The organism is Kitasatospora sp. NPDC093550, assembly GCF_044764985.1.
Classification (GTDB): Bacteria; Actinomycetota; Actinomycetes; order Streptomycetales; family Streptomycetaceae; genus Kitasatospora.
Genome location: NZ_JBIWJF010000008.1, coordinates 358,460 through 370,096, shown reverse-complemented (window position 1 = coordinate 370,096; position 11,637 = coordinate 358,460). Strand labels below are relative to the sequence as shown.

The 11,637-nt window shown below is 73.9% G+C and carries 9 protein-coding genes; 4 read left to right on the top strand and 5 right to left on the bottom strand.

The features are described from left to right. Positions 1-209: 209 nt before the first annotated feature. Positions 210-1,193 carry a DUF5926 family protein gene (locus ACIRD3_RS16180; protein ID WP_402216332.1) on the top strand — a complete coding sequence of 328 codons (984 nt, stop codon included), beginning with the start codon at positions 210-212 and terminating at the stop codon, positions 1,191-1,193. Between the two features lie 219 nt (positions 1,194-1,412). Here ACIRD3_RS16180 and ACIRD3_RS16175 read toward each other — a convergent pair whose 3' ends face one another. Continuing rightward, entirely contained in the window at positions 1,413-2,048 is a 636-nt protein-coding gene (locus ACIRD3_RS16175) for a bifunctional DNA primase/polymerase (RefSeq protein ID WP_402216329.1), read from the bottom strand. 619 nt (positions 2,049-2,667) lie between these two features. Between ACIRD3_RS16175 and ACIRD3_RS16170 the strand changes: the two genes are divergently transcribed. Together ACIRD3_RS16170 and ACIRD3_RS16165 are read left to right on the top strand one after the other, a co-directional pair. Next, complete coding sequence (locus tag ACIRD3_RS16170; RefSeq protein WP_402216327.1) at positions 2,668-4,119, top strand: PP2C family protein-serine/threonine phosphatase; 1,452 nt, start codon at positions 2,668-2,670, stop codon at positions 4,117-4,119. A 126-nt stretch (positions 4,120-4,245) separates the two neighbouring features. Then, a complete protein-coding gene (locus ACIRD3_RS16165; RefSeq protein ID WP_402216324.1) occupies positions 4,246-5,745 on the top strand; it encodes an aminopeptidase P family protein in 1,500 nt (499 codons plus the stop codon). An 88-nt stretch (positions 5,746-5,833) separates the two neighbouring features. On the opposite strand, the gene ACIRD3_RS16160 is transcribed toward ACIRD3_RS16165, so the two are convergent. The 3 genes from ACIRD3_RS16160 to ACIRD3_RS16150 form a co-directional block, all read right to left on the bottom strand. Next, entirely contained in the window at positions 5,834-7,036 is a 1,203-nt protein-coding gene (locus tag ACIRD3_RS16160; protein WP_402216321.1) for a hypothetical protein, read from the bottom strand. Positions 7,037-7,290: 254 nt separating this feature from the next. Then, positions 7,291-8,745 carry a hypothetical protein gene (locus ACIRD3_RS16155; RefSeq protein ID WP_402216315.1) on the bottom strand — a complete coding sequence of 485 codons (1,455 nt, stop codon included), beginning with the start codon at positions 8,743-8,745 and terminating at the stop codon, positions 7,291-7,293. Continuing rightward, positions 8,742-9,419, bottom strand: coding sequence for an RNA polymerase sigma factor (locus ACIRD3_RS16150; RefSeq protein WP_402216313.1), 678 nt, complete (start codon positions 9,417-9,419; stop codon positions 8,742-8,744). The genes ACIRD3_RS16155 and ACIRD3_RS16150 overlap by 4 nt, the downstream gene beginning before the upstream one ends. A 234-nt stretch (positions 9,420-9,653) precedes the next feature. Here ACIRD3_RS16150 and ACIRD3_RS16145 point away from each other — a divergent pair, with 234 nt between their 5' ends. Continuing rightward, positions 9,654-10,727 (top strand): helix-turn-helix domain-containing protein, encoded by a 1,074-nt coding sequence (locus ACIRD3_RS16145; protein WP_402216311.1) that lies wholly within the window; start codon positions 9,654-9,656, stop codon positions 10,725-10,727. 75 nt (positions 10,728-10,802) lie between these two features. Here the strand turns inward: ACIRD3_RS16145 and ACIRD3_RS16140 are convergent, their stop codons facing one another. After that, on the bottom strand, positions 10,803-11,576 hold the full coding sequence (locus ACIRD3_RS16140; protein WP_402216308.1) for a MerR family transcriptional regulator: 774 nt from the start codon (positions 11,574-11,576) through the stop codon (positions 10,803-10,805). Between the last annotated feature and the right edge of the window lie 61 nt (positions 11,577-11,637).

The window sequence follows — 11,637 nt, the reverse complement described above, 5'->3', positions numbered from 1 at the left end:
TCGCCCACATGCACAACCTCGCCCGAACCGCATGAACCAGCAGGCCAGAACACACGACGGCCTGCCCACACCCAGACTTCTGCAACAAGCTTTAGGGCCCCGTACGCCCGCCCCGGCGCGTCGGCGCGCGCCGGGGGAGGCACGGGTGCCGCGGGAACGTCAGTAGGCTTCCCGGGACACAGGACCACCGTTCCCGGGAGAGCCGCACCATGGGCAAGAAGGCCGCCAAGAAGGCGCCGCAGCGTCAGTCCACCACCGCCGTCACGGGCGAGATCCCCGTGGTCGGGGCCCGCGAGGACTGCCCCTGCGGCTCGGGCCGCCGTTACAAGGCCTGCCACGGCCGGGAGGCCTCGCACGCGGTGCAGGAGCTGGTGCACCGCCCGTTCGAGGGCCTTCCGGGCGAGGCCGACTGGGTCGCGCTGCGCGAGCTGGTGCCGGCCGCCACGGTGCCGCTGACGCTGGCCGCGGGGGTGGCCGGGGGTGCCGAGGGCGAGGTCCCGTCGGTGACGCTGGCCACCGTGCTGCCGCTGGCCTGGCCGGCCCTGCGCCGTCAGGACGGCTCGATCCTGCTCGGCCTGCAGACCCAGTCCGCCTCCGGCGACCTCAGCCGCGACCTCGCGGACGCCCTGGAGCTGGCCCTGGCCACCGAGCCGGGCACCCCGGTGCCGGCCCGCCGGACCGTCCCGGGCGGGCGCCGCCTGCAGGACCTGCTGGACACCACCGCCGCGTTCACGCCGACCGTGCACACCGGCTTCGAGTTCTGGCTCGAGGACGCCGAGACCGCCACCGGCGAGGTCGCCGCCTCGCTGGAGCGCGCCAACGCCTCGGCCATCCCGACCGAGAAGCTGGCCAGTGTCGACGCCGCCTACTGGTGCGGCACCCCGGACAAGAACCACCTGCGCTGGGTGATGACCGTGCCCGAGGAGCAGCTGCTGGACGCGCTGGCCCGGCTGAACGCCGCCGGCGAGGCCTCGCTCGGCGCGGACACCCGCCTGGTCGGCTCGTTCCGCGCGCACGGCCTGACCGTCCCGGTGTGGGACCTGCCGCTCTCGATGACCGCCGCCGACTGCGAGAAGCCGGCCGCCGAGTTCGGCGAGCGGCTCGCCGCCGTGCTCGCCGACGAGACCCCGCTGACCGCCGAGGAGCGGCGCGCCCGCGCGAACCTGGTGAACCGTCAGGTCACCTTGAACTAAAGCGCGCAGGATCAGCGTGATACGCGTCACATTGTCGCGGTGAACGCGCAATTTCCGGGCGTGGAGGGCGTCTTGGAAATTGGCGCGGGCGCAGATCCTTGTTACTGTCTAAAGAGTCCGGCCGCTGGTGCATCCCCCGTCGCCAGCGGCCGGATCTTTTGTTTTTCCGGACGGCCCCTTCGGACGGCCCCTTCCGGCGGCCGCGCAGGACGCCGCGTCTCAGTACGCCGAGCGCCCGCTGTCCAGCCGGACCGTCGCCTCCACCAACTCCCCCAGCAGCGGCCCGACCTGCGGCAGCCAGACCCCCCCGCCCTCGCCCGGTCGCGGCGCCAGCACCCAGCGCACCCGGCCGGCCGCCCCGCCGGGCGGCAGCGGCAGGAAGCCACCCGGCCCGTGATAGCGCAACGAGCCCGGGACCCAAGGCAGTTGGGCGAGCATCTCGCCGAGCGCGTCCAGGGAGTACGGGGCCACCAGCAGCGCGTAGCGGCCCGGCATCGCCAGCACCGGGCCGAGCGGCAGTCGCAGCGCGCCCAGGTAGACCAGGGCCCGCGCGCCCGCCGCCGCGGGCAGACTGACCGCCGAGACCGTCCTGCCGGTCGCGGCCAGCACCGTCGCGTCCGGGCTCTGCCGCTCCCACCACCAGCGCACCATCCGGGCGTCCGTGGTGGCGGCCAGCAGCGAGGGGTCGTGCGGGTGCGCGCCGGGGACGGTGCAGTCCGGATCGCCGCAGGAGCAGCGCCCACCGCGCAGCACGGCGCCCGGCACCACGGGCCAGCGGTGGTCGACGGCGGCCGTCAGGGCCGCGGCCAGCCGTCCGGCACGCTCGTCCGACCGGTCCTTCGGGTTCTCACGCATGGCGCTCGTTCCTTTCCCTGACCGCTCGGTTCGCTCCGCCCCGCCGGCATCCGTCGGGCACCCTCCGCACGGGCCCGCCGCGGCACGGCCCCGGGCGGCGCGGAAGGGGCGGGCGGCATGGCGAACGGCGCGGCGACGACGTGGAGCACGGTGTGGAGCACGACATGAGGAGGGCCGCGCACTGGAACAGCCCTTGGAACGAGAATCCCGTATGCGACCGGATGGACGCCGCCCGGGCGCGCTTGGTTCCACCGTACGAGTGAGAGGACTTCCGGCCGACCCGGGGCGCGGGCGGCACGGGCATACGATCCGGACGGCCGCCCGGTCCGTCCCCCCGGTTCTGCCCGTTCACGGCTCGCTCCATGCCTCCCGGCCGACCGGCGCGCGCACCGACCACGCACGCCCCCCGACCGGGTCGCGAAGGCGGTGGAACCGGCCACCGCGTCGTCCTGGATCTGGACATGCCCCGAATGGCCTGTGTAGAAGTGGTGGCATTGCTGTCGATCAATGACGAGTAGTAGCGAATCGAGGCGAAACACGCCTTTTGGCCGTGCTCGCTCCACATTGGCCGTACCTGGGGGTTTCGCATGGCACGTAGCACCGCGTCAGGAGTGGCGGCATGAACGAGTCCCACCAGTCGACGGCCCTCCCGTCGACGACGACCGCCGAGCCGGGCGCACCCGGCTGCGCAGGCGGGCTCTCCGTCCTCGACCTGCCGGGGCTGCCCGGCCCCGCCGACGCACCGGACGGCACGGCGGACGACCACCCGGAGCCGTCCGACACGGTGCAGGACCGTTTGGCCGGACGCCTGTCCGATATCACCAGCCTGCACGAGCACACCGAGCAGCTCGCCCGCGCCCGGGGCCTGGCCGCCACCCTGGACGCCGTCCTCGCCTCCGGTGCCGCGCTGCTCGGCGCCCGCCGCGGCGTCCTGGTCACCCGGCTGCCCGGCGGCGGCCCCGGCCAGCCGGTCGGCCTCGGCCTCGACCGCGCCAGCCTCGGCGCCCTGGAGACCGTCCCGACCGAGCAGAGCCTGCTCGCCCGGCTGCTGCGCGACCGCGACCGGCCCGAGCAGCTGCACTCCCCCGACCTCGCCGCGGACCCGGCCATCGGCGCCCGGCTGCGCGAACTCGCCGTCCACCTCGGCCTCGGCGGCGCCTTCGGCCTGCCGCTCGCCACCACCGAGGACGGCCCGCTCGCCGCCGCCCTCTGGTTCTACGACGAGCCCGCCGAACCCACCCGGGGCCGGCGCGAACTGGCCCGCCACTACACCGAGATCGCCGCCCCGCTGCTCGCCAAGCAGCTGGAGGCGGACCGGATCAGGCGCACCACCGAGGCCCTCCGGCGCGGCCTGCTGCCCGACCGCCTCCCGCAGACCCCCGGGGTCCGGCTGGCCGCCCGGATCGTCCCGGCCGGCCTGGACCGCTCCTGCGGCAGCGACTGGTACGACGCGATCCCGCTGCCGGACGGCACCGTCGGCCTCACCGTCGGCTCCGTCTCCGGCGACGGCCCCGGCGCGGGCCCCGGCTCCGCCCCCGGCGCGGCCGCCGCGATGGGCCGGGTCCGGGCCGCGCTGCGGGCGTACGCGGTGCTGGAGGGCGAGGACCCGGTCTCCGTCCTGGGGGACCTGGAACTGCTGCTCAAGACCACCGAGCCGACCCGCACCGCCACCGCCGTGTACGCCTGGGTCGAGCCCGAGGAGCGCCGGGTCACGCTGGCCGGCGCCGGGCACTGCCCGCCGGTCCTGGTCGGCCGGCACGGCGCCGAGTTCGTGGAGACCTCGCTCTCCGCCCCGCTCGGCATGCTGGCCTGCTGGGAGGCGCCCGGGGTCGAGTTCACCGCCGAGCGCGGCGACACCCTGCTGCTCTACACCGAGGGCCTGGCCCGCCGCTGCGGCCCGACCCTGCACGCCGGGCAGGCCAACCTGCGCCGGGCCGCCGCCGACGCCCCGCGCGACGTGCGGATCGACCCCGACCGGCTCTGCGCCCACCTGCTGGCCGTCTGCCCGGCCCCGGAGGCCGCCACCACGGCCACCGACGACCTGATGCTGCTCGCGGCCCGCTTCGAGTGAGCGCACCGGGGCCGAACGACTGAGCGGCCGGGCGTCCGTACCATGGGACGCACGGCCGCCCGCGCGTGTCGCGATCCGACACTCCCCCGAGGGGCGGCGGTACCACCCCCCAAGGAGGCGTTGCACGTGACCGAGGACCGCACCCCCGCGGTGGCCGAGAACCCCGAAGCCGAGGGCGGCGAGGACCCGCAGGAGTTCAAGGGCCGCAAGAACGGCCTCTACGGCGGGATCTCCGACGAGCTGGCCACCTCGATGAAGTCCGGCTGGGCCGACACCGAACTGCACGGCCTCGCCCCCGTCGCCCAGGCCCCGTACGCGGCCGAGCGCCGCGCCAAGCTGTCCGCCGCCTACCCCGGCGAGCGCCTGGTGGTCCCGGCCGGCAACCTGCGGGTGCGCGCCAACGACACCGACTACGCCTTCCGCGCCGCCAGCGAGTACGTGCACCTCACCGGCGACCAGACCGAGGACGCCGTGCTGGTCGCCGAGCCGACCGGCGACGCGGGCCACGCGTTCGCGCTCTACCTGCTGCCCCGCTCCGACCGGGAGAACGGCGAGTTCTGGCTGGACGGCTACGGCGAGCTGTGGGTCGGCCGCCGGCACAGCCTGAGCGAGCAGGAGCAGCTGCTCGGCCTGCCCGCGCACGACGTCCGCAAGGCCGCCGAGGAGCTGGCCGCCCGCGCCGCGGACTCCGCCGTGCCCACCCGGATCGTCCGCGGTTACGACGCCGGTCTGGAGGCCGCGCTCGCCGACGTCCTGGACGCCGACAAGGACGCCGAGCTCAAGGAGTTCCTGAGCGGCCTGCGGCTGGTCAAGGACGCGTGGGAGATCGGTGAGCTGCGCGCCGCCTGCGACGCCACCGTCAAGGGCTTCACCGACGTGGTCCGCGAGCTGGGCCAGGCCGTCGCCACCTCGGAGCGCTGGATCGAGGGCACCTTCTGGCGCCGCGCCCGGGTCGAGGGCAACGACGTCGGCTACAGCACCATCGCCGCCGCCGGCCCGCACGCCACCACCCTGCACTGGGTCCGCAACGACGGCGACGTGCGCCCCGGCGAGCTGCTGCTGCTGGACGCCGGCGTGGAGACCCACACCCTCTACACCGCCGACGTCACCCGCAGCCTGCCGATCAACGGCCGCTTCACCGAGCTGCAGCGCAAGATCTACGACGCGGTGTACGACGCCCAGGAGGCCGGCATCGCCGCGGTGAAGCCCGGCGCCCGCTTCCGCGACTTCCACGAGGCCTCCCAGCGGGTGCTCGCCGAGCGCCTGCTCGCCTGGGGCCTGCTGGACGCCTCGGCGTACGACGTCGAGAAGGTCCTGGAGCTCGGCCTGCAGCGCCGCTGGACCCTGCACGGCACCGGCCACATGCTCGGCCTGGACGTCCACGACTGCGCCCACTCGCGCCGCGAGGAGCACGTCGACGCCCTGCTGGTGCCCGGCATGGTGCTCACCGTCGAGCCCGGCCTGTACTTCCAGCAGGACGACCTGACCGTGCCCGAGGAGTACCGCGGCATCGGCGTCCGGATCGAGGACGACATCCTGGTCACCGCCGACGGCAACGAGAACCTCTCGGCCGGCCTGCCCCGCCGCGCCGAGGACGTCGAGGCCTGGATGGCCTCGCTCGCCTGAGCCGCCGCACACGGGTGAAGGGCCCGGCCTCCCGAGCAGTGGGAGGCCGGGCCCTTCGGCTTCGTGGACGACGACCGTTCTCCCGCGGTCAGCGCTGAACGACGGGCCGGACCGCGACGGTCTCCCCGGGGTGGCCGTCCGAGTCGCCGCCGACCCGGATCTCCACCGCACCGGCGCCGCCGACCCGCTTCAGGCCGACCCGGAAGGTGTACTCGGTCGGGTTGCCCGTCATGACGCCGACCAGCTCCGCCGGAGACACCCCGAGCCGCCCGTTGCAGTCCTCGGTCACCTCGAAGGACTTCCACTCGTCGCCGACCTTGGCCTCCATCGTGACGTCCGCACCGGTCAGGCCCGCGCCGGAGGGCAGGGACAGCCGCACCACCGGGCGCAGCAGGGACGGACCGTCCGAAGAGGAGACCCGGAAGGAGAACTCGGTCGGGGCCCCGCCGACGACCAGCGGGGTGGGGGCGGAGACCGAGGTCACCACCGGGCGGTGGCGGTCGACGACCGAGGTGGTCACCACCTTCTTCGCCACGGGCGAGAGGGAGTGCGGCAGCACGGCGTCCGCCTCGACGGCCAGCCTGCCCGGCTGGTTGCCCGCGTCCAGGACCATCCGGTACTCGACGGTGCGGCTCTCGCCCGCCGCGAGGGTGAAGGCCACGTCGTCGCCCGTGCCCGCGTAGTCCATCCCGCCGCCCTGGCTCAGCGACGGCAGGGCCTTCCAGCCCGCGGCGTCCTTGCGCTCCAGCGTGCCCCGCGCCATCGCGAGCATCTGCTGGCACGGGGCGCCCTCGAACTCCCGCGTCGCGACCACCGGCGCCACCGCGCGGCTGCCGGTGGAGTCGTTGTTCTTCCAGGTCACCGAGAAGGACACCCGGTCGCCCACCTGGATCTGCCGGCCGTCGGCCAGACCGCTGAAGGTGATCCCGATGCCACCGCCGCCGCCCTCGGGGGCCTTCGTGGCAACGGACTTGGGCGTGTTGGTGGTCGCGGGCCCGGCGGCGGTGCCGGTCGCGGCCTTGGTGGCCTTGGTGGCCGGTGCGGGGGCGGCCGACGCGGGGGCGGCGGGGGCCGAGGGGGCGGAGCCGGTCGCGGCCGGGGCCGGCGCGGCGGTGGGCGCGGGAGCGGTGGCCGGCGCGGCCGATCCGGCGCCCGCCACGCTGACGGCGCTCGGGCCGGCCTGGAGCCCGACCTGGCCGGCCTCCGCCGGGTCACAGGCGGCGGCACCGATCGCGGCGACGACGACCAGCGGGACGATCTTCGCAATACGGGCGATAACGGACGTGTTCATGTGACAGTCCCCCCAGAGGACACAGTGCTGGTGATTTCGGATGAGCGGACGCCTCGCTCGCGTCCCGGGGAGCCGGCCCGAGCCCCGGCCCCGCCGGCTTGCCCTCCCCGCCCCTCACCCTGATAGACGTCCATCCCCCCGGGGGGTTGCAGGTGGATCGGAAAGTTTTTCGGCGGCCTCGCCCCGGAACGCCGAAAGGCGCCGTGACCAGGGGATTCCCTGGCCACGGCGCCTCGGACGCGGTCGACGACCGGCTACTTCACGACGTTCTCCCGGATGGTCGCTCTGCCGAGGAAGGTCTGCTGCCCCGTTCCGTCGTACGGCAGCATCGCCTGGGCGGTCACCGGCATCACCCCGGGGCCGTCCGCGCTGTCGACCGCGAGGCGGAACAGCACCGTCTTGCTCTGGCCCGGCGCCAACGGGAAGGCGGCCGGCTTGCCCACGGTCAGGTGACGCATGCTCGCGACCGGCGACATGGGTAGCGGGACCCAGGTGTTCCCGTCCTGACGTTCCAGCTTGCCCGAGTTCACCGGCTCGGTCTCGCTCGCCGGTGATCCTGCGTAGGGCTCGGTGAAGAGCACCGGCTGGACGGCTTCGAAGGCGTTCTGGCTGGTGTTCCTGTACGTCACCGCGAAGGTCACCGGCGTGTCCTTCGCGGACACGAGCCCCGCCGGAAGGATCCCGCTGAAGGAGATGGCGATGTCGCTGTCGCTCACCGGAGCCGCCGACGGCGTCGCCCCCGGCGCCTTGTGGCCGCTGACGTCCAAGCTGTTGACGATCGTCTGCAGGCCGGCCTGGTAGTCGCTCTTGAGACCGACCGCCGCGACGAACACCTGGTCCTTGGGCAGGGCCCAGACCTGCGCCGTGAAGGCGGACTTGCCGCAGGTCACCTGCCACTGCGACTTCCGGGCCGAGCGTCCGGAGAGGGTGGGGGCGCTCTTCACCGGGCCGACGCTGGTGACCGATTCACCGACGGGCTCGTGCGGGTTGTCCCAGAGCGGGCAGTAGGGCTGGTTGCTCCAACCCGAGTCCGTGTCCAGGTAGACCATCTTGGGCCAGCCGCCACCGTCGACCTCCTCCTGGGTGTTGTAGGCCGTGACCGTGACGCCGTACGGCTCGCAGACCTGCTGCGACCAACCCTGCGGCGACTCGGCCGGCGCGCCCGGACTCAGGACGCAGACGAGGCTGTCATTGAGCTGAACCGTCTTCCAGCCCGCCGGCACCTTGAACTTGACGCCACGGAAGGTGTACGAGGTCGACGGCCCGCTCGGGACGGTGTTGGTGGCCGACGCGCTGGAGGACGGGGTGGGGTCGCCGAGGGGGGCTTCGGTCTCCGGCTCGCCGGTCGGGGTGCCGGTGTCGGTCGGGGTGACCGACGGGGCGGGGGTGGCGGTCGGCTCGGCGGTCGGGCTCGGGGAGGCCGACAGGGTGGCGGCCGGCGGCGGTACCTGGTCGTGGGCGACCGGCTCGCCGTGGAAGGTGAGCACGCCGAGCGCCATCGCGGCGGCCAGGCCGAGCGGGACGGTGACGGCGTACACCGGGCGCAGTCGGCGGACCCGGTTCCTCGGCGGCGCGGCCGGGCGCAGGCTGTTCGCGGTGACCAGCGCGGCGCGCGCGCCCATCGCCTCGCGGAGCAGTCGTTCGGTCGCGGTTTCGGCCGGCCCGTCGCCGTCGCCGCCGCCGGACCGGCGGGAGAACTTGTCGGTCATCGAACCTTCTCCAGGTGCTTTTCCAGAGCGTCCAGGGCACGACTGGCCGTGGACTTCACGGCACCCCGGGACAGGCCCAGGGTCTCGGCTATCTGCGCCTCCGACATGTCGGACCAGTAGCGCAGCACCAGCACCTCGCGCTGGCGGGGAGTCAACTCCTGCAGGGCGACGAGCACCCGGCGGTGCTCGTCGTTGAGGACCGCGTGGTCCTCGGCCGACGGGGCGTCGGCCTCGTGCGGCGGCACGTACTCGCGGGCGGTCTTGCGACGGCGGAGCATCGAGCGGGCCCCGTTGACCACCGAGGTCCGCAGGTAGCCGAGCGCGTTGTCCAGGTCGTCCAGCTCCTCGCCGTGGCGCTGGTAGAGCTGGGTGAAGGCCTCCTGGACGACGTCCTCGGCCAGGTCCTGGTGGTCGACCAGGAGGACGGCCATGCGCACCAGGCCGAGCCGGTGCGCGTGGTAGAGGTCGGTCAGGGTGGGCCGGTCCTCGGCCGGCTTGCGGCCGCCGCGCAGGAGCCGGAAGCCGGCCCGGCGCTGCTTCGCCTCCTGCTCGGGAACGGGACCGGCGAGTGGCTCGCCGGCCTCCTGCGCGCCGAACAACGCGGCGACCATCCCACGGATGGTGAAGCCGCGCGCCCCGGCCGGCGCGACGATCGGCCCGATGGCCATGGACATGTGCGTTTCCGCTTTCCCCCGGGACGGTGACGGCGTTCGCCGGACCGTCAGGTCACCTGATCAAGATCGTGATCGGGGGGATCCTCTCAGCCGCCGTCGGGCCGCTCCCCTCCGCCCCCGTACCCATGGACGTTCGAACGGCGTGGAGGTTGCAGGTGGGTTCGAAGAAATTTCCGGGGTGGCCGGGACGGCTACACTCACCGGGATTCCGCCACCCGTGACCAGGGGGTTCGCATGGCCGAGCAGCTCGCCGGGAGCCACCGCGCGCCGAACGCCGGGAGGACGGCACCCGGACCGGTGGCCGTCGCCATCGGCCGGCGGCCGGAGCCCGTCCACGACGTCGCGGTGTACGCCTTCGAGGGCATGGCGCCGTTCGAACTCGGCGTCGTGGTCGAGGTGTTCGGGCTGGCCCGGCCCGAGCTGGCCGGTCTGCTGGCCACGCCCTGGTACGGGCTGAAGGTGTGCGCCGACCGGCCCGGGACGGCGCTGGACGCGGTGGGCGGCTTCGCGCTGACCGCCCGTCACGGACTGGACGAGCTGGCCGCGGCCGACACCGTGGTCGTCCCCGGCGTCCCGAACGCCTTCGGCGGCGGGATCTCCCCCGGGCTGGTCGCGGCCCTGCGCACGGCGCACGAGCGCGGCGCCCGGATCGTGTCGATCTGCTCGGGCGCCTTCGCGCTGGCCGCCGCCGGGCTGCTGGACGGCCGGGAGGCGACCACCCACTGGCGGTACGCCGAACTGCTCCAGCAGCGCCACCCGGCGGTGCGGGTCAACCCGGACGTGCTGTACGTGGACAACGGGGACGTGCTCACCAGCGCGGGCAGCGCGGCCGGGATCGACCTCTGCCTGCACCTGGTCCGCCGGGACCACGGCGCCAAGGTCGCCAACACCGTGGCCCGCCGCTTCGTGGTGGCGCCGCACCGGGACGGCGGGCAGGCCCAGTTCATCGAGGCGGCGGTCCGCCCGGTCGAGGAGGAGGACGACGGGATCGTCCGCAGCATGCAGTGGGCGCTCGACCACCTGTCGTCCCCGCTGACCGTCCCGGTGCTGGCCCGCGCCGCCCGGATGTCGGACCGCTCGTACCTGCGGCACTTCACCGCCCGCAACGGGACCAGCCCGATGCGCTGGGTCGTCACCCAGCGCATCGCCGCCAGTCTGCCGCTGCTGGAGTCGCCGGACGGGACGGTCGAGGAGATCGCCGCGGCGGTCGGCTTCGAGAGCTCCGCGACCTTCCGGCACCACTTCGGCCGGGTGATGCGCACCTCGCCGACCGCCTACCGGCGCTCCTTCGGGCGCGGGGTGGCGTGAGCGCCTTTCAGGTGTGAGCGCCGTATAGCCGTGAGCGCCGTACAGCCGTGAGTGCCGTTCAGGTGTGAGCGCCGTTCAGGCCCGCTCGTTCCGGTCCGCGTTGGCCACGATGGCGTCGTGCAGCCACTGCGCCAGGCCGGGGGCGATCTCCTCGTACATGCCGGTCCAGCGCGGGTCCGAGACGTACAGGCAGCCCAGGCCGCGGTGGATGGTGTAGGTGCAGTCGTAGAAGTTCCGGCAGATGTGCTGCCGGTGCGCCTCGGCGAGGTCCATGGCGACGGTGCCGTCGGCGGGCTCGCCGGCGGTGAGCGCCTCGGCCAGGCGGGTGTTGAGCTCGGTCATCTCCGCCTGGATCCGCTGCCAGTCGGCCTTGGAGTAGCCGCCGGTGCGGCGCTGGGACTCGGCCCAGGCCTCGGTGTCGCCCCAGCGCTGCTCGGCCTCCTGCTCCCAGTCCTCCTGGTAGCCCTCGCCGAAGATCTCGAACTTCTCCTCCGGGGTCAGCTGAATTCCCATTCTCCGTGCCTCCATGGCGTGCTCGACGGCTGCGGCGAGGTCCTGGAGGTGCCTGATCCGGTCGGTCAGCAGCTGGTGCTGCCGCCGGAGGTGCTCGCTCGGACTGACCGAGTGGTCGTCCAGGATCGCCGCGATCTCCTCCAGGGGGAATCCGAGTTCGCGGTAGAAGAGGATCTGCTGCAGCCGGTCGAGATCGGAGTCCACGTACCGGCGGTAGCCCGCGCGGGTACGGCCGGCCGGGGAGAGCAGGCCGATCTCGTCGTAGTGGTGCAGCGTGCGGACGGTCACCTTGGCGATCTTCGCCACGGCGCCGACCGAGTAGCCCTCATCGGTCATCGGAGTTCCTCCCTGGTGCTGACCACCACCCTCGGCTCTCACGTCGCGTGAGGGTCAAGCC